The organism is Modestobacter muralis (assembly GCF_010682105.1).
Classification (GTDB): Bacteria; Actinomycetota; Actinomycetes; order Mycobacteriales; family Geodermatophilaceae; genus Modestobacter; species Modestobacter muralis.
Genome location: NZ_JAAGWH010000049.1, coordinates 66,624 through 92,807, shown reverse-complemented (window position 1 = coordinate 92,807; position 26,184 = coordinate 66,624). Strand labels below are relative to the sequence as shown.

Sequence of the window (26,184 nt, the reverse complement as noted above, 5' to 3'; positions counted from 1 at the left end):
TCTCTCCCGACGCACTCCGCGGGCCGGTTCGCGGCTAGGGTCGAGTGGGTGCGAGCCCTCCGCCGTCTCACCGTCCGCGCCTCCCTGCCCGAGGCCCTCCTGCCGCTCTCGCAGCTGGTCACCAACCTCCGCTGGTCCTGGCACCCGGAGACCCGGGACCTGTTCGAGGCGCTGGACCCGCAGCTGTGGGAGTCCTGCGGAGGCGACCCGGTCCGGGTGCTCGGCGAGGTCTCGGCCGAGCGGCTGGCCGCCCTCGCCGACGACCCGGCCTTTCTCGCGCAGCTCGGGTCGGTCACCGCCGACCTGCGCACCTACCTGGAGGCGCCGCACTGGTACCAGTCGCTGGGGGAGGAGGCGCCGGCCACGGTGGCCTACTTCTCCGCCGAGTTCGGCATCACCGAGGTGCTGCCGCAGTACTCCGGCGGGCTGGGGATCCTGGCCGGCGACCACCTCAAGGCGGCCTCCGACCTCGGCGTCCCGCTGATCGGCGTCGGGCTGCTCTACCGGGCCGGCTACTTCACCCAGGGGCTGTCCGCCGACGGGTGGCAGCTGGAGCACTACCCGGCGCTGGACCCGCACGGGCTGCCGCTGAAGCTGCTGCGCGACGCCGAGGGCGCCGCGGTGGTCGTCACCGTGCCGCTGCCCGAGGCCCGCACCCTGGCCGCCCATGTCTGGCGGGCGCAGGTGGGGCGGGTGCAGCTGCTGCTGCTCGACAGCGACATCGAGGAGAACGCCCCGGCCGAGCGCGGGGTCACCGACCGGCTCTACGGCGGCGGCGAGGACCACCGGCTCCGCCAGGAGATGCTGCTGGGCATCGGGGGCGTGCGGGCGCTGCGGGCCTACTGCTCGCTGACCGGCACCCCGCAGCCGGAGGTCTTCCACGCCAACGAGGGTCACGCCGGCTTCCAGGGGCTGGAGCGGATCCGCGAGCTCACCGAGTCCCACGGGCTGACCTTCGCCGAGGCGCTGCAGGCGGTCCGCGCCGGCACCGTGTTCACCACCCACACGCCGGTGCCCGCGGGCATCGACCGCTTCCCGCGCGCGCTCATCGAGCGGTACTTCGCCGGCTTCGGCGTCCCGGTCGACCAGCTGCTGCCGCTGGGGGCCGAGCGCGACCCCGGCACGTTCAACATGGCGCACATGGGGCTGCGGCTGGGGCAGCGGGCCAACGGCGTCAGCGCGCTGCACGGGCACGTCAGCCGCGACATGTTCGGCGACCTGTGGCCCGGCTTCGACGCCGACGACGTCCCGATCGGCTCGATCACCAACGGCGTGCACGCCCCGACCTGGACCGCCCGCGAGCTGGTGGAGCTGGGCACCCAGACCGACGGCCGGGACGACCCCGGGCCGGGGCCAGCGCACTTCGCCGGGGTCGACCGCATCCCGGCCGGCGAGCTGTGGGGCACCCGCCGGCTGCTGCGGGCCCGGCTGGTCGAGGAGGTGCGCCGCCGGGTGCGCGCCTCCGCGCTGTCCCGGGGGTCGACCGAGGCCGAGCTGGGCTGGACCGAGACGGTGTTCGACCCCGACGCGCTGACCGTGGGCTTCGCCCGCCGGGTGCCCTCCTACAAGCGACTGACCCTCATGCTGCGCGACCCCGCGCGGCTGCGGGCGCTGCTCCTGGACGACGAGCGGCCGCTCCAGCTGGTGATCGCCGGGAAGAGCCACCCGGCCGACGACGGCGGGAAGCAGCTGATCCAGCAGATGGTGCGCTTCGCCGACGACCCCGAGGTGCGGCACCGGATCGTCTTCCTGCCCGACTACGACATCGGGATGGCCCGCCACCTGTACTGGGGCTGCGACGTCTGGCTGAACAACCCGCTGCGGCCGCTGGAGGCGTGCGGCACGTCGGGGATGAAGTCCGCGCTCAACGGCGGGCTGAACCTCTCCATCCGCGACGGCTGGTGGGACGAGTGGTTCGACGGCCAGAACGGCTGGGCCATCCCGACCGCCGACGGCGTGGCCGACCCCGACCGCCGCGACGACGTCGAGGCGCAGGCGGTCTACGAGCTGTTGGAGCGCCAGGTGGTGCCCCGGTTCTACGAGGTCGGCGAGGACGGCGTCCCCTCGCGCTGGCTGGAGATGGTCCGGGCCACCCTGCGCGAGACCGGCCCGAAGGTGCTCGCCACCCGGATGGTCGGCGACTACGTGCGGACGCTGTACGTCCCGGCGGCCGGTGCGGCCCGGGCCATGGCGGCCGACGGGCACGCCGCGGCCCGCGACCTCTCGGTCTGGCGCGCACGGCTGCTGGAGTCGTGGTCCGGGGTGCGGGTCGGGCACGTCGAGGCGACCGGCGTGGGGGAGACCCCGGAGATCGGTGGCGGGATCGACCTGCGGGCGGAGGTCGACCTGCCCGGGCTCACCCCCGCCGACGTCCTGGTCGAGGCCGTCCACGGACGGGTGGACGACGCCGACCGGCTGCACGCGGTGACCACCGTGCCGCTGCGGCACGACGGCAGCGACGGCTCCCGGCACTGGTTCACCGGCACCGTCCCGCTGACCCGGACCGGCCCGTTCGGCTACACGGTGCGCGTGCTGCCCCACCACGAGCGCCTCGCGGTGCCGGCCGAACTCGGCGTGGTGGTCACCGCCTGAGGAAGGACCCCTTCGCCCCCCACCGCTCGCACGCTCGCGGCGGGCTCCTGCGAGGGGCCTGACCTTCGAGGTCCTTCGAATCGTGGCCGAGCCCCGCGAGGGGGTCGGGTGGACGGATCGGTCGGTTGGTGACCAAGTGTGCTGGTCCGACAGCACACCGTGCCGTTTCTGCTGTGACAGGTGTGACCGTCGGTACCCGCGGTGCGCGAGTGGCACAGGTACCGGCGTGGCACGCCGCCGCGCGGGCGCGGGATCGGGTCGGTGCTCATTAGGCTGGCCGTCATGCCCGACCGCTGTGAGGTGCTCCCCGGAGACTCTGTCGTCGCCCGTCGTGGCGGTGGCCTGCTGTGGGTCGACGCCCCGGGGTCGCCGGCGCTGGTCGCCGCCCTGCACGCCTGCCTGGGGGTGGCCGGTCCCGGCGCCGACCGGGTGCTGGCCGCCGTCGCCGGGCAGGTGTCCCGGCTCGCCGACGGCCCGGCGTCCTTCGCCCTGGTGCTCGCCGACACCTCCGGTGGCACCGGCGCCGGTGTCGCACTGTGGTCGGGCAAGGGCCAGCCGGCCGTGGACGGGGTCCCGGTCTCCGGCTCCTCGGTCGACGGCTGCACCCTCGCCGCCGGCTTCTCCCTCGGCCAGACCCTCTACGTCGGCCCCGGCCAGCCCGCCGCCGCCATGCCGCCGGGCGTCGCCCTCGACCTGGTCGAGGGCACCGTGCCCGGCTCCGGCGCGCTGCTCCAGCTCGCTGCGGCCGCCTCGTCCGCGGTCGTCGCGCCGCCGGCCGGCCCGCTGCCCAGCGGCGAGTCCTTCACCGCCGGCTCCGACGCCGGGTTCGGCAGCTCCAGCCGCATCCCCAGCCAGGCGCCCGGTGGCGAGCAGACGGCGTTCTGGCGCCCCGAGCCGCCGGCCGCGCCGGTGCTGCGCTTCGACGACGGCATGGTCGTCACCGTCGACGAGGACCTCGTGCTGGGCCGCCGTCCCGACGGCCACGACCTGGTGACCAGCGGCAACGCCCGCCCGGTCCCGATCGCCGACACCCAGAACGTGCTCTCCTCCGCCCACGCCGCCATCCAGCGGTCCGGCCGCGAGGTCTCCCTGACCGACCTGGGCTCGCTCAACGGCACCCACGTCGCCGGCCCGGAGGCCACCGAGTGGACCCAACTCGAGCCGGGCGTGCCGCACCCGCTCACCGACGGCGACCGGCTGCTGCTCGGCTGGACCGTCATCACCTTCGAGCAGACGCCGGAGTGACGATCACACGGCGACCCTGACGGGCCGCAGCGCGGCCAGGTGCCCTCCCCGGCTGAGCTGAGCCGCTGAGTCGCTCGGTCGCGGGACCCTCCGGGCCCCACTCCTCACGATCCCCCGGGGTCACCTGATCACGACGTGACGCGCCCCCGTTCCCGTTCTGGGAACGGGGGCGCCGTGCTGTCCCGGCGGCCTACTCGGCGTGCGAGATCGGCTCCGGCGTCCTCAGCACGCGCAGTGCCCACACCGAGCGGCTGGGCAGCTGGGTGCCGCCCGGCGGCAGGGCGGTGGGCCGCGGCGGCAGGCCGGTGGCGTACTCGGTGGCCAGCGCCAGCTCGTAGCCGTCACCCCACGGCGCCCCGGGCAGGACGACGTCCACCGGCTCGGGGCCGGCGTGCAGCCAGATCAGCCACGAGTCGTCGACGACCGGCCGCCCCCGCTGGTCGCGCAGCCGCAGCCCGCGGCCGTCGAGGTACATGCCCACGGTCTGCAGCCCGGTGTCGAACCAGTCGTGGCTGGTCAGCTGCTCACCGTTCGGCGCGAACCAGGCCAGGTCGCGGGTCCCCCCGGAGCCCGGGACCTCACTCCCCTCGAAGAACGCCTCCTGGCGCAGCACGGGGGAGTTGCGGCGCAGCCCGACCGCGTGGGACACGAAGCTCCACAGGTCGGGGTCGATCGCGGCCCAGTCGAGCCAGGAGACCTCGTTGTCCTGGCAGTAGGCGTTGTTGTTGCCGCCCTGGGTGCGGCCCAGCTCGTCGCCGGCGGTGAGCATCGGGACGCCGGTGGACAGCAGCAGCGTGGCCAGGTGGTTGCGCACCTGCCGCGCGCGCAGCTCCTGCACCGACGGGTCGTCGGTGGGCCCCTCGACGCCGCAGTTCCAGTTGCGGTTGTGGCTCTCGCCGTCCCGGTTGTCCTCGCCGTTGGCCTCGTTGTGCTTCTCCTGGTACGTGACCAGGTCCGCCATCGGGAAGCCGTCGTGGGCGGTGACGAAGTTGACCGAGGCGAAGGGCCGCCGGCCGTCGGAGCGGTAGAGGTCGGAGGACCCGGTGAGCCGGTAGGCCAGGTCGCGGACGCCGACCTTCGCCCCGGACCACACGTCGCGGACGGTGTCGCGGTACTTGCCGTTCCACTCCGTCCAGGGCGGTGGGAAGTTGCCCACCTGGTAGCCGCCCTCGCCGATGTCCCAGGGCTCGGCGATCAGCTTGACGGTGCTGACGACCGGGTCCTGGTGGACGACGTCGAAGAAGGCCGACAGCCGGTCCACGTCGTGGAAGGAGCGGGCCAGGGCCGAGGCGAGGTCGAAGCGGAAGCCGTCGACGTGCATCTCGGTGACCCAGTAGCGCAGCGAGTCCATCAGCAGCGCCAGCACCGGGGGACGGCGGACGTCGAGGGTGTTCCCGCAGCCGGTGTAGTCGGTGTACCGGGAGGGGTCCTCACCGTTGAGCCGGTAGTAGCCGCCGTTGTCCAGGCCGCGGAAGGACAGCGTGGGTCCGGTGTGGTCGCCCTCGGCGGTGTGGTTGTAGACGACGTCGAGGATCACCTCGATGCCCGCGGCGTGCAGCGCCTTGACCATCGCCTTGAACTCGGTCACCTGCCCGCCGCCGGAGCCTGCGGAGCTGTAGGCGGCGTGCGGGGCGAAGTAGCCCAGGGTGTTGTAGCCCCAGTAGTTGGTCAGCCCGCGGCGCAGCAGGTGCGGCTCGCTGACGAAGGAGTGCACCGGCAGCAGCTCGACGGCGGTCACGCCCAGGGACACCAGGTGCTCGACGAAGGCCGGGTGGGCCAGGCCGGCGTAGGTGCCGCGCAGCGCGGGCGGCACGTCGGGGTGGGTCATGGTGGCGCCCTTGACGTGCACCTCGTAGACGACGGTGTCCGACCACGGGGTGCGCAGCAGCTGGTCGCCGTCCCAAGGAAACGAGTCGTGGATGACCACCCCGCGCGGGACGAACGGTGCCGAGTCGGTGGTGTTCGGCTGGCCGGGGTCGCGCCGGTCGAAGCCGAAGAGGGCCTCGTCCAGGCGCAGCTCGCCGTCCACGGCCCGCGTGTAGGGGTCCAGCAGCAGCTTCGCCGGGTTGTACCGGGCGCCCGAGGCCGGGTCGAAGGGCCCGTGCACCCGGTAGCCGTAGCGCTGGCCGGGCCCCACGCCGGGCAGCCGGCCGTGCCAGACCTGGTGGGTGGTCTCCTGCAGGCGCTGGCGGTGCTCGGTCCCGTCGGGGTCGAACAGGCACAGGTCGACGGCGGTACCGCCGGCCGACCAGAGCGCGAAGTTGGTCCCCGTGCCGTCCCAGTGGGCCCCCAGCGGCGCCGGGACCCCGGGCCACACCTCCACCTGCCGGCCGGTCGTCGATGCGGTCACCCGGAGCATGGTGCCCGACTCGCCCCGGACCGGGCGCCCGGAACACCCGGGAGGTTGGTTGGATGGGCGGCGTGTGGACACAACCGGTCGTCGAGGTCCGGGGCGTGGACGTCGTCCGAGGCACAGCGCACCTGTTGCGCGGGGTCGACTGGACCGTCCGGCCCGACGAGCGGTGGGTCCTGCTGGGCCCCAACGGGGCGGGGAAGACCACGCTGCTGCAGCTGGTCGGCGCGCAGCTGCACCCCAGCGCCGGGGAGGTGTCGATCCTCGGGGAGACCCTGGGCGCGGTCGACGTCTTCGAGCTCCGGCCGCGGATCGGGCTGACCAGCGCGGCGCTGGCCCAGCGGATCGACCCCGCCGAGCGGGTCGGGGACGTCGTGGTCAGCGCCGGGTACGCCGTCGTCGGCCGCTGGCGGGAGCACTACGACGTGCACGACCTGACCCGTGCCGCGCTGCTGATGCAGCAGTGGGGCGTGGCCCGGATGGCGCACCGGCCCTTCGGCACGCTGTCCGAGGGTGAGCGCAAGCGCACCCAGATCGCCCGCGCGCTGATGACCGACCCGGAGCTGCTGCTGCTCGACGAGCCCGGCGCCGGGCTGGACCTGGGCGGCCGGGAGGACCTCGTGGCCCGGCTGTCGGACCTGGCGCGGGACTCCTACGCCCCGGCCCAGGTGCTGGTGACCCACCATGTGGAGGAGATCCCGCCGGGCTACACCCACGGCCTGCTGCTGCGGGGGGGCGAGGTGGTCTCGGCCGGCCCGATCGAGGAGGTGCTGACCGCGCCGCTGCTCTCCGACGCGTTCGGCATCCGACTGGAGGTCCAGCGTGAGCGCGGCCGCTACAGCGCCCGGCGCGCTGCCTGACCCGGTCGGGTCCACGGCGGCACCGGGACGGCGCTCGCGCACGCCCGGCTGGGCCACCGTCCTGCTCGTCGTCGGCCTGGCCGTCCAGCTGGCGCCGCTGCTGCTGCTCGGCCACGTGCTCACCCAGGACGGGCCGGCCCACGTCGACAGCGCGTGGGTGCTGCTGCACCACGGCGACCCCGGCGTGGTCGGCGACGCGCTGCGGGAGAACTACCTGGTCGACCTGAGCCCGGTGCCCAACCTGCTCACCACCGGCATGCTCGCCGCACTGCTGCCGCTGCTGGGCCCGGACTGGGCGGAGAAGGCGGTGGTCGCCGGCTTCGTGCTCGCGCTGGCCGGCGGCCTCCGGTACGCACTGCGCGGGGTGGACCGGCGGGCCGGCTGGCTGGCCGTGGCCGCGCTGCCGTTCGCCGGCAGCCACCTGGTCGCCTACGGCTTCTACAACTTCGTCTGGGGCGTGGCCCTGTCGCTGGTGGCGATGGGCGTGGCACTGCGGGCGCGCGAGGGGTGGACGGCGGCGCGCACCGTCGTGCTGGCGCTGCTCCTGCTGCTCACCTGGTCGGCGCACCTGATGCCCGAGGTCGCCGCGGTCGGCGTGGTCGGCGCGCTGGCGGTGGGCCGGCTGCTGGCCAGCCGGGGTGCGGCAGGCTGGGGCCCGGCACTGCGCCGGCACGTGGCCGGGCCGGCGCTGGCGGTCGCCCCGACCCTGCTGCTCACCGGCTGGTACGTGCTCACCGGGGGCGGTGAGCACGGCGAGGTCGTCGGCGGGCCGTCGCTGGTGCGGGTCGGCTGGCTGCTGTCGATGTACCGGCCGCTGGTCGTGGGCAGCTGGTGGGAGCTGCCGTCGGCGCTGCTGGTCGCCGGCACGCTGCTGGCGCTCCTCGTCGTCGCCGTGCGGCGGGGCGGTGCGCCCGCGGACGGCGGCGCCACCGACGCCGCGCTCGCCCGGTCCGACCGCACCGTGCTGGGGCTGGCCACGGTGCTGGCCGCGCTGGCGGTGCTGGTGGTGCCGTCCCGGCTGGGGCAGGAGTACGGCTTCCTGCCCGACCGGCTGGCGTGGTTCCCACCGCTGGTGCTGCTGCTGTTCTGCGCCACCCGCCTGCCTTCCCGGACGACGACGCACCGGCTGGTGGCCGGGCTGCTGGTGCTGGCCGCGACGGCCGCCGCGCTCGTGCGGCTGCCCACCCAGCTGCAGGACGAGCGCGCCGCCGACGAGCTGCTGTCGGTGGCCGCCGACATCCCGGCCGGGTCGACCTTCCTGGTGCTCCGGTTCGACGGGCACGAGGCGGCGCTGGCCCCGTTGCAGCGCGAGCCCGACCCGCTGCGGCACGTCTCCAGCCGGCTGGCCATCGAGGCCGGCGCGGTCGACGTCGGCCACTACGAGGCGGCCTTCCCCTACTTCCAGGTGCGCTTCACCGACTCACCGGGCATCCGCGCGGCGATCGACCCCGAGCGTGAGGGGATCGAGCGGGTGCCGCCCACCGTCGACCTGCCCGCGGCCGGCCGGGACCTCGACCACGTCGTGGTGGTCGGGCTGGACCGGGCTGCGGACTGGGTACGATCGGACGACCGGACGTCGCGCGTGCTCGAGGACCTGCGGGCCGGTTACGAGGAAGTGGCCGTCTCCGGACCGTCGGGGTACGCGTCGGTGTGGCGGCTGCGCGACACCGCGGTCGGTTAGTGCCCGCGCGGCACACTGCTCGTGGTCGGACCGGCCGGTCCGCTGCCCGCTCCGGACCGCGTGGTCCGGGCCGCCCCACCGCCCGCCCCGCCCCCGGGGCCGGCACGTCCCCTGGAGGAACCCTGTCCGAGTCGTCGAGCGCCCGTCGGGACGTCGCCGTGACCGGCGCCGGCCCGGCCGGTCCCACCGCGGTGTCCGAGGCCGGCCGCGGCCCGGGGCCGAGCGCCCCGGAGCGCGGGGCGACCGCGCCGGACCGGGAGCCGGACGCCGCGACGTCGCACGGACCGCTGGAGGGTGGCCGGGGCGTGCTGGTCGCCGCCGTCCTGGCCGTGCTGGCCGGGACGGTGCTGCGCTTCCTCTCGCCCGCGGCCCTGTGGCTGGACGAGGCGCAGAGCGTGGCCATCGCCCGGTCCGACCTGGACGGGCTGTTCACCGGGCTGCGCCAGGACGGCTCCCCGCCGCTGTACTACCTGCTGCTGCACGTGTGGATCGGGGTGTTCGGCGACGGCGCCGTCGCGGTCCGCGCGCTGTCCGGCGTGTTCGGGGTCCTGGCGCTGCCGGTGGCCTGGGTGCTCGGCCGCCGGCTCGGTGGGCCCCGGGTCGCGCTGGCCTTCACCCTGCTGCTGGCGAGCTCGCCGTTCGCCATCCGCTACTCCAGCGAGACCCGCATGTACTCCCTGCTCGTGCTGCTGGCGCTGCTCGGGGCGGCGGCGGTGACCTGGGCGGTGCGCCGTCCCGGCCCGCTGCCGGTCGTCGCGGTGGGGCTGTCGGCGGGGGCGCTGCTGCTGACCCACTACTGGTCTGTCTACCTGCTGGCCGCCGCCGGGCTGGTGGCCCTGGCCGGCCTGCGCTGGGACCGGGCCGCGGCGCTGCGCGTGCTGGCCGGGTTCGTGCTCGCGGTGCTGCTCTTCCTGCCCTGGGTGCCCACGCTGCGCTTCCAGCTGGCGCACACCGGCACGCCCTGGGCCGCCGTCGGCGGTCTCGGCTCGATCACCACCGCGCTGGACGCCTGGCGCGGCGGGGTCGCCGTGCTGCCCCAGCTCCTGGGCCTCACCCTCGTCGTCCTGGCGGTGCTCGCGCTGGTCACCCGGCCGTTCGCCGGGGGCGCGCGGCTGGGGCTGTCCCGGCACCGCGGCCGCTGGGTCCTGGTCGCGCTGTCCCTCGGCACGCTCGTCGTGGCCGGGGTCGCCAGCCTGCTCACCTCCAGCGCGGTGTCGGGCCGGTACACCAGCGTCGCGCTGCCCGCGTTCCTCGCCCTGGTCGCCGTCGGCCTCGTGGCGCTGCCCGACCGGCGCACCGCCGCCGTCCTGCTGGTGGGCTGCGTGCTCGTCGGCCTGGGGCTGGCGGCCTCGGCGGTCCGCACCCCGCGGACGCAGGCCGACCAGGTGGCCGAGCAGCTGCAGGCCGCAGCACCCGGGGACACCGTCGTGTTCTGCCCCGACCAGCTGGGCCCCTCGGTCAGCCGGCTCGCCCCGGCCGGACTGGACCTGGTCGTGTACCCCGACCTGCGGCCGGCCGACCGGGTCGACTGGACCGACTACGCCCCGCGCAACGAGTCCGCCGACCCGGTGGCCGTGGCCGCGGCTGTCTCGGCCCGGGCCGGGGACGGCGCGGTCTGGCTGGTCACCAGCCGCGGCTACCGGGTGCCCTCCGAGGAGGCGTGCGAGGAGACCGGAGAGGCGCTGGAGGAGCTGCGCGGCGCCCCCGGGCTGATGCTCGAGCCGCGGCGCGGTGCCGGCGAGGTCATGCGCCTCGAGCGGTTCGGCGCAGCGGCACCGACCGCCCCCTGAGCGGGCCTGCCCTCCCCGCCGGGTCCTAGGGTGCAGGGCATGGCAGCTGCGGAGTTCGTCACCCTGTCGGTCGCGGACGGCGTCGGCACCATCCGGCTGGACCGGCCCGAGGTCAACGCGATCGACGAGCAGCTGCACATGGAGCTGCGCGCGGCCGCGCAGGAGGCCGGGGAGCGCGCCGACGTGCGGGCCGTCGTCCTCTACGGCGGCGAGCGGGTCTTCGCCGCCGGTGCCGACATCGCCGCCATGGCGCAGCTGGACGCCGAGCAGGTGGCCGGGTGGGGCGCGGAGCTCTCCACCTCCTTCACCACCGTGGCGCGGCTGCCCAAGCCGGTGATCGCCGCGGTCACCGGCTACGCGCTGGGCGGCGGCTACGAACTCGCGCTGTGCGCCGACTTCCGGGTGCTGGGCGCCGGGGCGAGGGTGGGGCAGCCCGAGATCCTGCTGGGGCTCGTCCCCGGCGCCGGGGGCACCCAGCGGCTGACCCGGCTGGTCGGCCCGGCGCGGGCCAAGGACCTGGTGTTCACCGGCCGGCAGGTCGGCGCGGTCGAGGCGCTGGAGATGGGGCTGGCCGACGCCGTCGTCCCCGACGACGAGGTCTACCCGACCGCGGTCGCGATGGCCCGGAAGCTCGCCACCGGGCCGCCGCTGGCGCTGGCCGCGGCGAAGCGGGCCATCGACGAGGGCCTGGACGGCGACCTGGACACCGGGCTGGCGCTGGAGGCGCGGCTGTTCGCCGGGCTGTTCGGCACCCAGGACCAGCGCACCGGGATGGCGTCCTTCCTCACCGAGGGGCCTGGCCGGGCCACCTTCACCGGCCGCTGACCCCGCTGGGGGACCATGCCCCGGTGACTGCTGCCCGGGTGACCGCCTCCGACGTCGACCGCTCCGACCCCGGCGGTCGGGCGTGGGTGGAGCAGGCGGTGGCCCTGGTGGAGGCCGACGCGCACCGGTCGGCCGACACCCACCTGCTGGTGCACCCGCTGCCCGTCGAGTGGGGCGTCGACCTCTACCTCAAGGACGAGTCGACCCACCCGACCGGCAGCCTCAAGCACCGGCTGGCCCGTTCGCTGTTCCTCTACGCGCTGTGCTCGGGTCAGCTGCACGCGGGCAGCACCGTGGTCGAGGCCTCCAGCGGCTCGACCGCGGTCAGCGAGGCGTACTTCGCCCGGATGCTCGGGCTGCCCTTCGTCGCCGTCATGCCGGCCACGACCAGCCCGGAGAAGATCGCGCTGATCGAGTTCCACGGCGGCCGGTGCCACCTGGTGCGCGACGCGGGCACCGTCTACGACGAGGCGCGCCGGATCGCCGCCGACACCGGCGGGCACTACCTCGACCAGTTCACCAACGCCGAGCGGGCCACCGACTGGCGGGGCAACAACAACATCGCCGAGTCGGTCTTCGAGCAGATGGGCCGCGAGCGGCACCCGGTGCCGGAGTGGGTCGTCGTGGGCGCCGGCACCGGCGGCACCAGCGCCACCATCGGCCGCTACGTGCGCTACCGCCGGCTGCCCACCCGGCTGGCCGTCGTCGACCCGGAGGCCTCGGCCTTCTTCCCCGGCTGGCGGGACGCCGACCCGGCCACCACCGGCTCCGGGTCGCGGATCGAGGGCATCGGCCGTCCCCGGGTCGAGCCCTCGTTCGTGCCGACGATCGTCGACCGGATGATCTGCGTCCCCGACGCGGCCTCGCTGGCCGCGATGCGGCACCTGGAGCGGGTGACCGGGCGGCGGGCCGGCGCCTCGACCGGCACGAACCTGTGGGGCGCGTTCCGGCTGGTCGCCGAGATGGTCGCGACGGGGCGCACCGGCAGCGTGGTGACCCTGCTCTGTGACGGCGGCGAGCGCTACGCCCGCACCTACTACGACGACGGCTGGGTGGCGGCCCAGGGGTTGGACCTCGCCCCGCACACCGCCGTCCTCGAGCACTTCGCCCGTACCGGGGAGTGGGTCGCCGACGGAGTGTGAGCCAGGTCGCTCCGCGTGCGTAGCCTCGGGTCGGAACCCCGACCGACGAGCAGTCCGAGGAGGACGACCGTGCACAGCGTCGTGCTGGTCAAGCAGGTCCCCGACCCGACCGGTGACCGGAGGCTGGACCGCGGCGACGCCACCGTCGCCCGGGACGACGCCGACGCCGTCGTCGGCCCGCTGGACCTGCACGCCCTCGAGGCGGCGCTGACCCTGCGCGAGGCCGGCGGCGGCACGGTCACCGCGCTGACCGTCGGCCCCCCGCGCGCCGCCGGTGCGCTGCGCCAGGCGCTGGCGACCGGCGCCGACCAGGCGGTGCACGTCGTCGACTCGGCGCTGCACGGTGCCTGCGCGCCGCAGACCAGCGCCGTCCTCGCCGCGGCGCTGCGCCGGGTCGGGTTCGACCTGGTGCTCTGCGGGGCGGCGTCCTCCGACGGGCGGCTCGGGGTGATGGCGGCGCTGCTGGGCGAGCGGCTGGGGGTGCCGCACCTGTCCGGCCTCCGCGCGCTCGCCGTGACCGGGACGACGGTCACCGGGGAGCGGCAGACCGAGGACGGCTGGTGGGAGCTGGCGGCAGAGCTGCCGGCGGTCGTGTCCACCCACGTCCTGCCCGACCCGCCGCGGCGGCGGACCGTCGCCGGGATCCGGGCCGCCCAGCACCGGTCGGTGACCACGCTGACGCTGGCCGACCTGGGCATCGACCCGGCGACCGTGGGCCTGGCCGCCGCGACCAGCCGGGTCGTCACCGCGGACGCCGGGCCCGCCCGCACCCCGGGGCGCACCGGTGACCCCGCCGAGCTCGTCCGCTTCCTGGCCGACCGTGCCCTCGTCTGAGGTGGCCGGCCCGGCGGAGGTCCTCGTCGTGGCCGAGCTCACCGGCACCGGGGAGCCGACCCGCGCGACGCTGGAGGCGCTGACCGCGGCGCGGGTCCTCGGCGCACCGGTCGCGGTCGTCCTGGGCGTCCCGGGGGCCGCCGCCGGTGCGGCCGCGGAGCTGGCCCGGTTCGGTGCCGGGCGGGTGCTGGTGGGGGAGTCCGCGGAGCTCGACGCCGCCCTGGCCGGCCCGCGGGTCGACGTGCTGGCCCGGCTGGTCGCCGACCGCGCGCCGGCCGCGGTCGTGGTCCCGGCCAGCGCCGAGGGCCGGGAGGTCGCCGCCCGGCTCGCGGTGCGCACGGGCAGCGGGTTCCTCACCGACGTCGTCGGGTTCGCCGCCGACGGCTCGGCCACCCAGCTGGCCTTCGGCGGGACGACGGTGGTGCGGGCCCGGGTCACGACCGGGACGCCGGTGCACGCCTGGCGCGCCGCCTCGCTGACCCCGGTGCCCGCCCCGGTGGACCCCGTGGTCGAGCAGGTGCCGGTCGAGCTGTCGGTCACCGCGCGGGAGGCCCGGGTGGTGCGGCGGGTCGCCGGGCCCGCCGCCGGCCGGCCGGCGCTGACCGAGGCCTCGGTCGTGGTCGCGGTCGGCCGCGGGGTGACCACCGCCGCGGAGCTCGCCGCGGTCGAGGAGCTGGCCGACGCCCTGGGCGCGGCCATCGGTGCGACGCGGGCCGCGGTGGACGCCGGTTCCTGCCCGCCGTCGTGCCTGGTCGGGCAGTCCGGCGCCCGGGTGTCGCCGCGGCTCTACGTCGCGGTGGGCATCTCCGGGGCGGCGCAGCACTGGTCGGGGGTGCGGGCCGCGCAGACCGTCGTCGCGGTCAACTCCGACCCCGACGCCCCGGTCTTCGCGCTGGCCGACTTCGGGGTGGTGGGCGACGTGGCCACCGTCGTCCCGGCGCTCACCGCGCAGATCACCGCCGCGCGGGCGTGAGCCCGAGCACCCTCGCCCATCGGGGGGTGGCCACGACGGGAGGCGCGCCTACGCTGGTCGGGCCATGACCTACCTCGACCACGCGGCCACCACGCCGATGCTCCCCGTCGCGCTGGCGGCGATGACCGAGCAGCTGGCCCGGGTGGGGAACGCCTCCTCGCTGCACGCCAGCGGCCGCCAGGCACGGCGGGTCGCCGAGCAGTCCCGCGAGCAGCTGGCCGCCGCACTCGGCGCCCGGCCGTCGGAGGTGCTGTTCACCGCCGGTGGCACCGAGGGCGACAACCTCGCCGTCAAGGGCCTGTACTGGGCGCGCCGGGCCGCCGACGACCGCCGTCGCCGGATCGTGACCAGCCCCGCCGAGCACCACGCCGTGCTCGACAGCGTCGAGTGGCTGGAGGCGCACGCCGGCGCCCAGGTGACCTGGCTGCCGGTCGACCCGACCGGCCGGGTCACCCCCGAGGCGCTCGCCGACGCCCTCGGCGACGGCTCGGACGTCGCCGTGGCCAGTGTGATGTGGGCCAACAACGAGATCGGCGCGGTCAGCGACGTGGCCGCGCTCGCCGCGGTCGCCCACGCCGTCGGCGTCCCGCTGCACACCGACGCGGTGCAGGCGGTGGGCCAGCTCGCGGTGGACTTCGCCGCCAGCGGCGTCGACGCGCTGACCCTGACCGGGCACAAGCTCGGCGGGCCGATGGGCGCCGGCGCGCTGCTCCTGCGCCGGGACGTCGAGTGCACCCCGCTGCTGCACGGCGGCGGGCAGGAGCGCGACGTCCGCTCCGGCACGCTGGACGTCGCCGCGATCGTCGGGCTGGCCGCGGCCGCCCGGGCCGCGGTCGAGGACCGGGTCGAGCGGACGGCGCAGGTTGCGGAGCTGCGCGACCGGCTCGTGGCCGGTGTCCTGGCCGAGGTCCCCGACGCGCAGCTCAACGGCCCCGCACTGGACGACGTCGTCGCCGGCGGGCCGGGCCGGCTGCCGGGCAACGCGCACCTGTCCTTCCCCGGTGCCGAGGGGGACGCGCTGCTGATGCTGCTGGACGCCCGCGGCATCGAGTGCTCCACCGGCTCGGCGTGCAGCGCCGGGGTCGCCCGGCCCAGCCACGTGCTGCTGGCCACCGGCGCCGACCCGGCCCGGGCGCGCAGCTCGCTGCGGATGAGCCTGGGCCACACCTCGACCGACGCCGACGTCGACGCGGTGCTCGCGGTGATCGCACCCGTCGTCGAGCGCGCCCGCCGGGCGGGTGCCCGATGAGGGTCGTCGCCGCGATGAGCGGGGGAGTGGACTCCGCGGTCGCCGCCGCGCTGGCCGTCGAGGCCGGGCACGACGTCACCGGCGTGCACCTCGCGCTGTCCCCGGACCGCCAGCAGCTGCGCAGCGGCTCGCGGGGCTGCTGCAGCGTCGAGGACTCCCACGACGCCCGCCGGGTGGCCGACGAGCTGGGCATCCCGTTCTACGTCTGGGACCTCGCCGACCGGTTCCGCGAGGACGTGGTCGAGGACTTCGTCGCCGAGTACGCCGCCGGTCGCACCCCCAACCCCTGCCTGCGCTGCAACGAGAAGATCAAGTTCTCCGCCGTGCTGGACCGGGCCCGGGCGCTGGGCTTTGACGCCGTCGTCACCGGCCACCACGCCCGGCTGGTCGACGGCGAGCTGCGCCGCTCGGTCGACGCGGCCAAGGACCAGTCCTACGTGCTCGGCGTCCTCACGCCCCAGCAGCTGGCCCACGCGGTCTTCCCGCTGGGGGAGATGACCAAGGACCGGGTGCGCGAGCTGGCCGCCGAGCGCGGGTACGCGGTCGCCACCAAGCCCGACTCGCACGACATCTGCTTCATCCCCGACGGCGACACCCGCGGCTTCCTCACCCGGCGGCTGGGCGAGCAGCCCGGCCCGGTGGTCGACGCCGCGACGGGGGCGACGGTCGGCACGCACGCCGGCGTCCACGGCTTCACCGTCGGCCAGCGCCGCGGCCTGGGCGTCACCGCCGGCGACCAGCGGCCGCGCTTCGTGCTGGGCATCGAGCCGGTCAGCCGCACGGTCACCATCGGCACCGCCGAGCAGGCCGAGGTCTCCGAGGTCGTCACCGCAGCACCCACCTGGACCGGGCCGGTGCCCGAGCTGCCCTTCCGCGGCCAGGTGCAGGTCCGCGCGCACGGGGCGGCGGTGCCCTGCGAGGTGACCCCGGCCGACGGCGGCGGGCTGCGCATCACGTTGGGGGAGCGGCAGCGCGGGGTGGCCCCGGGGCAGTCCGCGGTGCTCTACGCCCCCGACGCGCTGCGCGGCGACCGGGTGCTCGGCCAGGCGGCGGTCTCCGCCACCGCCTGAACCGCGTCCGGTGAGCCGGCGGCCCGGCCACCGGGCCACCGGGTCACGGCGAGCCGGCCGGGTCCGTGGAGTCCCCCGAGGTGACCAGGGTGCGGACGGCGGTGTCCCCGTTCCGCCCGTTCCGTGACCGCGCCGCCGGGACCGTCTCCGGCCGGGACCCGACCAGCTGCAGGTCCGGCGGGCCGTCGAGCAGGTCGGCGGCCACGTCGCGCACCTTGCGGTGCGTGCGCTGGGACAGGTCGGTGAGGAGGGCGAAGGACTCGGCCTCGGAGACGCCGTGGCCGCGCATGATCACGCCCTTCGCCCGCTCGATCACCGCCCGGGAGGCCATCCCCTCGCGGAGCTGTTCGACCTCGTGGCGCAGCTGGGCGATCTCCGCGTCGCGGGGGCGCTCCTCCTCCTCGCGCCGGGCCGGCCCGAGTTCGCGGTGCACCTCCGCGAGGACGCGGTGCAGCGAGGACAGCATGTCCGTGGCCGCGGTGAGCAGCGAGTCCACGTGCCTGAGCCGGTCCGCCAGGTCGGAGCGGTCTGTGTCACCCATGGCGGCACTGTCCCGCACTGTCACCCTCTGTTGCGGGCCTCGGCTCCTCGTTGTGGGCCGTCCCGCGCTTCCTTGCTGGGAGTGACTGCTCAGCTACTTCACATTCGGGCAGCGTGAGAGCCCTGTTGCCTGCCGTGCAGCGGTGCTACGTTGCCGTCGATCGAGGAACTGCCCGCTGGCGGGTGGCTTCCCTGGTGGACGCTCGAGCAGACGAGCAGCAGCGCAGACCCGCGCATGCCCCGCCGGAGGTCACCCGCTGTGACGGTCCACCGTGCAGCACCTCGCTCGCCTCCCGCACGCTGCGTCGCCGTCCGCGGCTGACGAACCCCTCGGCCGTTCCCGGCCGAGGGTCCCGTGCGGTGCTCGCCCGCAGCGCCCGAGCGCTGCGGCACCCCTCACCGGTGCGGCCCCCCCCCACGGACGGGCCGTCTCTCGCCGGGCTCATCGTCGGAGGTCGAAGTGTGTGGGATCGTCGCGTGCCGCGGCCGGGTGCAGGCCGCTGAGTTCCTGGCGGGAGCCCTCTCCCGCCTCGAGTACCGCGGGTACGACTCGGCCGGCATCGCCGTGACGGGGACGGGCCCGGAGGGCCTGACCGTCGTGCGTGCCGTGGGGCGGGTCGCCTCGCTGCAGGAGCGCCTCGCCGTCCTGCCCCCGCCCGCCGGGTCCTGCCTGGGCATCGGGCACACGCGCTGGGCGACGCACGGCAGCGTCTCGGAGTCGAACGCCCACCCGCACCGGGACTGCTCCGGCGCGATCGCGGTGGTCCACAACGGGATCATCGACAACGCCGACGAGCTGGTGGCCGAGCTGCGGGGACGCGGCCACCTCTTCACCTCCGACGTCGACAGCGAGGTCGTCGCCCACCTGGTGGAGGAGCACTTCGCCGGGACCGGATCGCTGGCCGCGGCCACCCTGGCCGCCACCCGCCGGTTGCGCGGGACCTGGGCGCTCGCGGTCACCGCCGGGAACTCCCGTGACGTCGTCCTGGCCTCCCACCGCTCGCCGCTCGTGGTCGGGTCGGGGCCGGACGGGCACGTGGCCGCCAGCGACGTCACCGCGCTGCTCGGCACGGTGGCCGCGGTGAGCGTCCTACAGGACGGCGACGTCGTCGTCCTCGGCGACACGGTCACCTGGCTGGACGCCGACGGCGCCGAGGTGCCGCCGCGGGAGAGCGTGCGGCTGGGCTGGGCGGCCGACGACGTCGAGCGCGGCGCCTACGACGACTTCATGGAGAAGGAGATCGCCGAGCAGCCTGCGGTGGTCGGCCGGCTGCTCGAGCGGCTGCTGCCCGAGGTCGCCGACGGCCGCCTGTGGTCCCGGACCGGGCTCGCCGCCCCGGCCCGGCTGCGGTTCCTCGCCTGCGGCAGCTCCCGGCACGCTGCCGAGGTGGTGGCCCGCACCTTCGGGCTGCTCGGCGGGGTGCCCGCGGAGGTCGTCGTCGCTTCCGAGCACGACGAGCTGGTCGCCCCGGGGAGCCAGGACGGCGTGCTCACGGTGGCGATCTCGCAGTCCGGGGAGACCTCCGACGTGCTGCACGCCCTGGACGCCGTCCGTGGTCCGGTGCTGGCGATCACCAACCGGCCGCACTCCTCGCTGGCCCGCCGCAGCGACGCGGTGCTGGAGACCGGCGCCGGTCCCGAGATCGGGGTGGCGGCGACCAAGACGTTCACCGCCCAGGTGGTCGCCGGGGCCGCGCTGGCCATCGCCCACGCCGCGGCCACCCGGTCGCTGAGCCGCCGGGCCGTGGCCCAGCACGGGCTGCAACTCGGGTCGCTGCCCGGCCGGCTGGCGGCGGCGCACACCACGTCCTTCCCGGTCGCGGTCGCGCTGGCCGAGGAGCTGGCCGGGGCGCGGTCGTTCTTCTTCGTCTCCCGCGGCGCCGGACTCCCCTACGCCGCGGAGGGCGCACTGAAGCTCAAGGAGATCACCTATCGCAACGCCGAGGTCCTCCCGGCCGGGGAGTTCAAACACGGGCCCATCGCGCTCATCGAGCAGGGCACCCCGGTGCTCCTGCTCGAGAGCGGGGACCCGGCGCGGCTGGCCGGCGCGGCCGCCGAACTGGCCGCCCGCGGTGCCCGGGTGATCCGAGTCGGTTCCGGCCGCACCGACACCTTCCCGGTGCTCTCCGGGCCCGCGCCGGCCTGGGGCCCGCTCGAGTCCGTCGTCGCCCTCCAGCACCTCGCCCGCTGCATCGCCGTGGCCCTGGGACGGGACGCCGACAAACCACGCAACCTCGCCAAGTCCGTGACCGTGCTGTGACCCGAGACAGGGACCTGATGAACGACATGCCCAGCACCGAGCTCCCGGCCATGCGGCTCAGCGCGGCCGACCACGTCCGCACCCAGCACCGAGCCGCCGACCACCGCGCCGACCGGGGGGCTCCGGACACCGGCGCAGCGGGCACCGTGGCCGCTGACCCCGTGACCCGGGACGCCGGAGCCCTGGACGTCCCCGTACAACCCAACGTCCTCGCGCAGCCCAACATCGTGGCGAACAACATCGCCGCCGACCACATCGTCCCGGTGCCCCGTCCGCGCTCCGGTCTGGGCCGGCCGACGCCCGTGCTGAGCGCGCTGAGCGTGCCCGGCATCGCCACCGTCGCGGTCGTCGGCATGGGCTACGTGGGGCTGCCCACCGCCCTCGCGCTGCACCGCCAGGGGATCGGCGTGATCGGCCTGGACGTCAGCCAGACCCGGCTGTCGGCGATCCGCAGCCGGCAGGTCGACCTGCTGCCCACCGACCTCGGCCGCCTCGCCGCTGCCCTGGAGGACCCTGGCTTCCGGGTCACCGACGACGCCGACGAGCTCGCCGAGGCCGACGCGGTGATCATCTGCGTGCCGACACCGGTCGACGCCCACCTCAACCCCGACCTGCAGGCGCTGGCCGGGGCCTGCGCCGCCGTGGTGGCCCGGGCCCGGCCCGGGCAGGTGCTGGTGCTCACCTCCACCACCTACGTCGGGTGCACACGGGACCTGCTGGTGACCCCGCTCGCCGAGCGCGGCCTGCGCGCCGGGGAGGACGTGTTCGTGGCCTTCAGCCCCGAGCGCATCGACCCCGGCATCGCCGAGCACGAGCACACGACCACGCCCCGGGTGCTGGGCGGGGTGACGCCGGAGTGCGCGCAGTGGGCCTCCGACGTGGTGGGTCTGCTCACCGAGTCGGTGCACCTGGTCAGCTCGGCGGAGGCGGCGGAGCTGACCAAGCTGTACGAGAACACGTTCCGGGCGGTGACCCTCGCCCTGGCCAACGAGTTCGCCGGGATCTGCCGCTCGCTGGACCTGGACCCGGTCGAGGTGACCCGGGCCGCGGCCACCAAGCCCTACGGCTTCCTGGCCACCTACCCCGGCCCCGGCGTCGGTGGGCACTGCATCCCGTGCGACCCGCACTACCTGCTCTGGCAGCTGCGCTCCTCGCGGACGCCGGCGCCGCTGATCGAGCAGGCGATGACCGCGATCGCCGAGCGTCCGCACCAGGTGGTCGCCCGGGCGGTCGAGGTGATGAGCGACCTGGGCCGGGGGCTCGGCGGGGCGCGGGTGCTGGTCGTCGGCGTGGCCTATAAGCCCGGCGTCCAGGACGTCCGGGAGACCCCGGCGGTGGAGATCATCCCCGGGCTCGAGGCCCGCGGGGCGAGTGTCTGGTACGTCGACCCGCTCGTGCCCAGCATGAGCCTGCCCGACGGTCGGCTGATGGCCTCGCACGCCTCGGCCGCCGACGAGGACTGGGACCTGGTGCTGCTGCACACCGTGCACCCCCAGCACGACTACTCGTGGGTGTCGCGCTCGACCACCGTGCTGGACGCCACCTACCGGTTCGAGTCGCTGCCCTCGCGGCACGTCGTCTGACCCCGTACCCCCACCGACGACGACGACGAAGGAGAGGCAGTCATGCGGACGCTCATCACCGGAGGGGCCGGCTTCATCGGCTCGCACCTGTCCGAGGCGCTCGTGGCCCAGGGCCGCGAGGTCGTCGTGCTCGACGACCTGAGCACCGGACGCCGCGAGAACCTGGCCGACCTGGAGCTGGCCCACCCCGGGGCCGTCCGGTTCGTCCAGGGCAGCGTGGTCGACACCGAGGTGGTCGACGACCTCGTCGCCGGCGTCGAGGAGGTCTACCACCTCGCTGCCGCGGTGGGTGTCTTCACCATCCAGCAGCGCACGCTGGAGAGCCTGCGGGTGAACCTGCGCGGTACCGAGGCGGTCGTGGAGGCCGCGGCCCGGCACGACGCGCGGCTGCTGGTCGCCTCGACCAGCGAGGTCTACGGCAAGAACACCACCATCGGGCTGCGCGAGGACGACGACATCGTGCTCGGGGCGCCGGTGAAGAGCCGGTGGTCCTACGCGCTGGCGAAGGCGATCGACGAGTCGGTGACGGCGCAGTACGTCCAGCACCACGGGCTGCGCGGGGTGCTGGTGCGGCTGTTCAACACCGTCGGGCCCCGGCAGACCGGCCGCTACGGCATGGTCATGCCCCGCTTCGTCGACCAGGCGCTGGCCGGGGAGCCGCTGACGGTGTTCGGCACCGGCACCCAGACGCGCTGCTTCTGCCACGTCGCCGACGTCGTCCCGGCGCTGACCGGGCTGATGGCGACGGAGGCCGCGGTCGGCGGGCTGTTCAACGTCGGCAACCCCGAGCAGGTGTCGATCGACGGGCTGGCCGAGCGTGTCATCACCCGCACCGGGTCGGCCAGCGACGTGGTGCACCTGGACTACGCCGATGTCTACGGCCCGGGGTACGAGGACATGGAGCGTCGGGTGCCCGACTGCTCCAGGATCCGGGACCTCATCGGCTGGACCCCACGGCACGACCTGGACGCGATCGTCGACGCGGTCGTGGCCTCCCGTCGGCAGGTGGTCCCCGCCGTCCCGGGCGAGAGGTCGGCGGCAGCGCGACCGTGACCGGACGCGACCTCAGGGAGCACGGGGCCCACGCGGTGCGGCGCCACCGCAGGTGGGGGTTCCGCCGGACCGCGGTGTCGGTGGCCACCGTCGTGGTCCTGGCCGTGGTGCTGCTGTCCTCCGGGCGGGTGGAGACACGGCCGGCCGACGCCCGGGAGGCCCGGCCGCCCGACGTCGCCGCGTCCCTGCCGGTCTGGAACCTGGCCGGTGGGACACGGACCATCGGCGCGCACGCCGACCTGCTGTCCGCGGCCTCGCCCAACCTGTACGAGGTCGCCCCGGACGGCTCGGTGGTGCAGCGCGCGCAGCCCGCGGGCGTGGTCGCCCCCGAGCAGCTCGAGCTGCTGCGCCGGCGCGGCGTGCCGCTGGTCCCGACGATCACCAACACCCGCGACGGCGGGTGGGACCCGGAGCTGATCGGCACGGTGCTGCACGACCCGGTGCTGGCCGCCGCGCACGTCCGGGCGGTCACCGAACTGGTGCAGCGGCAGGGCTTCGCGGGCATCGACATCGACTACGAGGACCTGCGCGCGGCCGACCGGGACGCGTTCACCGCGTTCGTGCAGGACCTCGCCGAGTCCCTGCACGCGGTGGGCAAGGTGCTCAGCGTCGACGTCTTCGCCAAGGACTCCGACGCCGGCTACGACGAGCGCAACCTCGCCCAGGACTACGCCGCCCTCGGGGCCGCGGCCGACCAGGTGCGGCTGATGGGCTACGACTGGCACTGGGTGACCTCCGGGGCGGGACCGATCGCGCCGGTCGACTGGGTGGACCGGGTGCTCACCTACGCCGTGCACGAGATCCCGGCCGCCAAGCTCGTGCTCGGCGTGCCCACCTACGGCTACCGCTGGGGTCCGCAGGGCGGGGAGCTGGTGAGCTGGTTGCAGGCCTACGGGCTCAGCGAGCAGTACGGGGTGCCGGTCAGCTGGGACCAGACCGGGCAGAGCCCGTGGCTGGTCTACCGGGACGCCGACGGCATCGAGCGCACCGTGTGGTTCGAGAACGCCTACAGCATCCGGGCCAAGCTCGAGCTGGCTCAGCAGTACCGACTGGGCGGGGTCTATCTCTGGCTGGTCGGGGACGAGGACGACGGGCTCTGGCAGGTGGTGGAGGACTACCGGCGGGGTGTGGACACGGGGGAGGTGGGTGACCGGTGAGCGGGTGGGTGCTGGCGGTGCTGGTGATCGGGGTCAACTCGGTGCTGTGGGGGGGCGTCGGGCTCCTGCGGTTCGTCGACGAGCGGCTGGCCCGGTGGCGTCGCCGGCGGCGCGGCGCGGTCGACCCGCCGGCGCAGCGGCTGACCACGTCGGACGTCGCGGTGCTGATGGCCGCCCACGACGAGGAGCTGGTCATCGCGCACTCCCTGGCCGCCATCACCGAGCTGGTCCCGGCGGGCAACGTGCACGTGGTCTCCGACTTCTCCGGCGACGCCACCGCCGAGCTGGCCCGGGTCGCGGGCGTCCAGGTGCTGGAGACGGCGACCAACGTCGGCAAGGCCGGTGCACTGCAGCAGGGCATCGACCACTTCGGGCTGGCCGGGCGGTTCGGCGCGGTGCTCGTGCTGGACGCAGACACCCAGCTGGACCCGGCCTACTTCGACGTCGCCCTGCCGATGTTCGACGACCCACGGGTGGCCGCGGTCGCCGGGTGCGCGGAGACCCGGTGGAACCCCGCCGAGGTCGGCTTCCGGGGCGCGGTGGTCGTGGCGCACCGGCAGCGGGTCTACACGCTGACCCAGCGGCTGCTGAAGTACGGGCAGACCTGGCGTGGGGTCAACGCGACGCACATCGTGCCCGGCTTCGCCAGCATGTACCGGGCCGCCGTGCTCGAGCAGATCGAGGTCAACCCGAGCGGTCTGGTCATCGAGGACTTCAACATGACCTTCGAGCTGCACGCCAAGCAGCTGGGCCGGGTGGCGTTCTCCACCCGCGCCCGCGCCTACACCCAGGACCCCAGCCACTACGGCGACTACGTGCGCCAGACCAGCCGCTGGGCGCTCGGGCTGTGGCAGACGCTGCGCCGGCACCGGCCACGGCGCGGCGTCTTCGCGCTGATGCTCACGGTGCTCATCGCCGAGCTGCTCACCAGCAGCGTGCTGTTCGTCGTCCTGCCGCTGGTGGTGCTGCTGCTCGGCGCGGTGGAGCTGGCCGGCGCGGTCGGCGTCGACACCGCCGCCCAGGTGGCCGACGCCGTCGACGACCACGTGGGGCTCGTCCCGCTGCTGCTGGCGGTGGTGCTGCCGGACTACCTCCTCACCTGCGCGGTGGCGCTGGTGGAGCGGCGGCCGCGCTACCTGTACCTGGGGCTGTTCTTCCTCGCGATGCGGGTGACCGACGCGGTGATCGCGCTGCGCACGCTGCCGCGGGCCTGGCGCACCCCCTCGAACGGGCAGTGGGTCAGCCCGACCAGGCGGGCGATGGTCCCCGACGGCAGCCGTGTCCTGGCACCGGAGGGCTTCGGCACCACGGTGTGACCGCCCGCCGTGCGCGGCGGGCGTGGCAGGTCCGGTCCAGGGGCAGGGGACCGGACCCGCCGTCCCCGGTCAGCCCTGGCCGTCGGTGGCCGGCTCGGCCGCCACCTGGGTGCCGGGACGGGACCCGATGCCGGGCACCTCGGCCACCTCGGAGCTCTGCTGCCGCTGAGCGGTGGGTGGTGCGGCCGCCGTCCGGCTGCTCGTGGTCGCCAGCGCCGACGGGGCGGCGGTCGCCGTCCCGCGGTCGACGAACGCGATGTCGTCGGTGACGAGCGTGCCGTTCGCGATGAGCGCCAGCCCGAACGACACCCCCGTGGCACCGGCCGGGACGGCGGGGGTGGTGAAGGTGGCCTCGGTCCACGTGGTCGGGGTGGCCGTCGCGGCCAGCCAGGGGCTGGAGGTCCAGTAGAACCACGTGCCCGAGCCGTCGCGGTAGTAGAGCGCGAACTGGCTCACCGCCGTCGACTGGTACCAGGTGCTCAGCGTGTAGGTCCTGCCCGGTGTGACGCTGGGCGCACAGGTGACCAGGTCGAGGTTGGGCATCAGCTTGGCGTCACCGCTGCTGTAGCCGGTGACGGTCAGCTTCTGCGCCTTCGTGCCGGTGCGCCCGGGCGACACCGCCGCCCAGGCCGCGGTGTTGGTGCCCCAGCCGGCGGCCTGGAAGCAGCTCGGGAAGCCGGTCGCGGCGTCGGTCGCCTCGAGCGAGGGGTTGGTCAGCGCGTTGGTCCCGACCGCGGCCACCGGCTTGGGTGCCACCGCGGTGGCGGTGCGGTAGGCCGGGTAGGCGGCGGCCTTGTACTGCCGCACCGTCTGGTCGACCGTCTTCACCGTCGTCCGGTTCGCCGGGGCGTCGCGGTAGGTCTTCAGCCAGGCCGCGAACTGGTTGAACACCGCCGGCGTGATCGACTGGTCGGCCTGGCAGTCGGCGGCGCCGATGTTCGTGCACACGTGGTGGAAGGTCAGCACGACCCAGCCGCCGCCGTTCTGAGTCGCGTTGGTGACCTGCGCCTTGAGCTGCGCGAGCGTCCAGCTCGAGTCGACCTGGTCGGGCGCCTTCAGGTAGTTCGGGTTCGCCGGCGGCAGCGTCTCGGCGCGTGGGCAGGCCGCGCAGCTGGCGGGAGACCGGACGTCACCCAGCCCGCGGGAGGTGTCGTAACCGCACTGCGCGGCCAGCTGCTCGACCGTGGGGTTCGAGGTCGAGAACGGGTAGGCGAAGCTGCGCGGCTGGAAGCCCCAGCTCTGCAGGGTGGCCCGGCCGTTGCAGATCTGTGCCTTGGCCTCGGTGGCCGGCACCTGGGTGAGGTCGGCGTGGTTGACCGTGTGCCCGCCGATCTCGTGGCCGGCCGCGGCGATGGAGCCGAGGTCGGCCCGGCTCAGGTAACCGGGCGCGCCGATCCACCCGCTGGGGACGTAGAAGGTGCCGGCCAGGCCGTTGTCCCGCAGCGTCTGGGCGGCGGCCAGTTGGTCGGCGTCACCGTCGTCGAAGGTCAGCGTCACCACCGTCGGGCTCGCCGCCGCCTGCGCCGACGGCAACGCCCCCGCCCACCCGGTGAGCACGACGAGGGCGAGCAGGACCAGGCCTGCCACCACCTCCCGGCTCAGGCTCAGGTCCCTGCTCCTGGCGACGCTCATGACGGTCTCCTCGCCGGACCGCGGCCGGG

Annotated in this window: 19 protein-coding genes; 16 read left to right on the top strand and 3 right to left on the bottom strand. The window is 75.3% G+C overall.

Annotated features, from left to right (window positions below; all coding sequences use genetic code 11):
* Positions 1–48: 48 nt before the first annotated feature.
* Positions 49–2,592: an alpha-glucan family phosphorylase gene (glgP, locus tag GCU67_RS16090; RefSeq protein WP_163612222.1), complete on the top strand. Its 2,544-nt coding sequence runs from the start codon at positions 49–51 to the stop codon at positions 2,590–2,592.
* A gap of 282 nt (positions 2,593–2,874) precedes the next feature.
* Positions 2,875–3,837, top strand: a complete 963-nt coding sequence (locus tag GCU67_RS16085) for an FHA domain-containing protein (protein WP_163612221.1) — start codon at positions 2,875–2,877, stop codon at positions 3,835–3,837.
* 190 nt (positions 3,838–4,027) lie between these two features.
* On the opposite strand, the gene glgX is transcribed toward GCU67_RS16085, so the two are convergent.
* The gene (gene glgX / locus GCU67_RS16080; RefSeq protein ID WP_338105077.1) at positions 4,028–6,187 is read right to left on the bottom strand and encodes a glycogen debranching protein GlgX; all 2,160 of its coding nucleotides are present in this window, start codon (positions 6,185–6,187) and stop codon (positions 4,028–4,030) included.
* Positions 6,188–6,291: 104 nt separating this feature from the next.
* Here glgX and GCU67_RS16075 point away from each other — a divergent pair, with 104 nt between their 5' ends.
* From GCU67_RS16075 to mnmA, 9 genes are all read left to right on the top strand, one after another.
* A complete protein-coding gene (locus GCU67_RS16075; RefSeq protein ID WP_338105076.1) occupies positions 6,292–7,050 on the top strand; it encodes an ABC transporter ATP-binding protein in 759 nt (252 codons plus the stop codon).
* Positions 7,013–8,731 carry a hypothetical protein gene (locus tag GCU67_RS16070; RefSeq protein ID WP_163612218.1) on the top strand — a complete coding sequence of 573 codons (1,719 nt, stop codon included), beginning with the start codon at positions 7,013–7,015 and terminating at the stop codon, positions 8,729–8,731. The genes GCU67_RS16075 and GCU67_RS16070 overlap by 38 nt, the downstream gene beginning before the upstream one ends.
* 158 nt (positions 8,732–8,889) lie before the next feature.
* Positions 8,890–10,521: a glycosyltransferase family 39 protein gene (locus GCU67_RS16065; RefSeq protein ID WP_163612217.1), complete on the top strand. Its 1,632-nt coding sequence runs from the start codon at positions 8,890–8,892 to the stop codon at positions 10,519–10,521.
* 39 nt (positions 10,522–10,560) lie between these two features.
* Positions 10,561–11,346 carry an enoyl-CoA hydratase/isomerase family protein gene (locus GCU67_RS16060; RefSeq protein WP_163612216.1) on the top strand — a complete coding sequence of 262 codons (786 nt, stop codon included), beginning with the start codon at positions 10,561–10,563 and terminating at the stop codon, positions 11,344–11,346.
* 23 nt (positions 11,347–11,369) lie between these two features.
* A complete protein-coding gene (gene cds1 / locus GCU67_RS16055) occupies positions 11,370–12,488 on the top strand; it encodes an L-cysteine desulfhydrase Cds1 (protein ID WP_338105075.1) in 1,119 nt (372 codons plus the stop codon).
* Positions 12,489–12,557: 69 nt separating this feature from the next.
* On the top strand, positions 12,558–13,322 hold the full coding sequence (locus tag GCU67_RS16050) for an electron transfer flavoprotein subunit beta/FixA family protein (RefSeq protein WP_163612215.1): 765 nt from the start codon (positions 12,558–12,560) through the stop codon (positions 13,320–13,322).
* Positions 13,309–14,295, top strand: coding sequence for an electron transfer flavoprotein subunit alpha/FixB family protein (locus GCU67_RS22875; RefSeq protein WP_338105074.1), 987 nt, complete (start codon positions 13,309–13,311; stop codon positions 14,293–14,295). The genes GCU67_RS16050 and GCU67_RS22875 overlap by 14 nt, the downstream gene beginning before the upstream one ends.
* Positions 14,296–14,359: 64 nt before the next feature.
* A complete protein-coding gene (locus tag GCU67_RS16040; protein WP_163612214.1) occupies positions 14,360–15,544 on the top strand; it encodes a cysteine desulfurase family protein in 1,185 nt (394 codons plus the stop codon).
* Positions 15,541–16,614 carry a tRNA 2-thiouridine(34) synthase MnmA gene (gene mnmA, locus GCU67_RS16035; RefSeq protein ID WP_163612213.1) on the top strand — a complete coding sequence of 358 codons (1,074 nt, stop codon included), beginning with the start codon at positions 15,541–15,543 and terminating at the stop codon, positions 16,612–16,614. Before GCU67_RS16040 ends, mnmA begins: the two co-directional genes overlap by 4 nt.
* Before the next feature lie 43 nt (positions 16,615–16,657).
* On the opposite strand, the gene GCU67_RS16030 is transcribed toward mnmA, so the two are convergent.
* Positions 16,658–17,155, bottom strand: a complete 498-nt coding sequence (locus GCU67_RS16030) for an ANTAR domain-containing protein (protein WP_163612212.1) — start codon at positions 17,153–17,155, stop codon at positions 16,658–16,660.
* 354 nt (positions 17,156–17,509) lie between these two features.
* On the opposite strand from GCU67_RS16030, the gene glmS reads away from it, so the two are divergent.
* The 5 genes from glmS (at position 17,510) to GCU67_RS16005 (ending at position 24,523) form a co-directional block, all read left to right on the top strand.
* Positions 17,510–19,414 (top strand): glutamine--fructose-6-phosphate transaminase (isomerizing), encoded by a 1,905-nt coding sequence (gene glmS / locus GCU67_RS16025; protein WP_338105073.1) that lies wholly within the window; start codon positions 17,510–17,512, stop codon positions 19,412–19,414.
* Positions 19,411–20,997, top strand: coding sequence for a nucleotide sugar dehydrogenase (locus GCU67_RS16020; RefSeq protein ID WP_338105072.1), 1,587 nt, complete (start codon positions 19,411–19,413; stop codon positions 20,995–20,997). Before glmS ends, GCU67_RS16020 begins: the two co-directional genes overlap by 4 nt.
* Before the next feature lie 42 nt (positions 20,998–21,039).
* Positions 21,040–22,050 carry an NAD-dependent epimerase/dehydratase family protein gene (locus GCU67_RS16015; protein WP_163612210.1) on the top strand — a complete coding sequence of 337 codons (1,011 nt, stop codon included), beginning with the start codon at positions 21,040–21,042 and terminating at the stop codon, positions 22,048–22,050.
* Positions 22,051–22,130: 80 nt separating this feature from the next.
* On the top strand, positions 22,131–23,207 hold the full coding sequence (locus GCU67_RS16010; protein WP_163612209.1) for a glycosyl hydrolase family 18 protein: 1,077 nt from the start codon (positions 22,131–22,133) through the stop codon (positions 23,205–23,207).
* Entirely contained in the window at positions 23,204–24,523 is a 1,320-nt protein-coding gene (locus tag GCU67_RS16005) for a glycosyltransferase family 2 protein (protein ID WP_211661507.1), read from the top strand. Before GCU67_RS16010 ends, GCU67_RS16005 begins: the two co-directional genes overlap by 4 nt.
* A 69-nt stretch (positions 24,524–24,592) precedes the next feature.
* Here the strand turns inward: GCU67_RS16005 and GCU67_RS16000 are convergent, their stop codons facing one another.
* Positions 24,593–26,155, bottom strand: coding sequence for a polysaccharide deacetylase family protein (locus GCU67_RS16000; RefSeq protein ID WP_163612208.1), 1,563 nt, complete (start codon positions 26,153–26,155; stop codon positions 24,593–24,595).
* Positions 26,156–26,184: the final 29 nt, after the last annotated feature.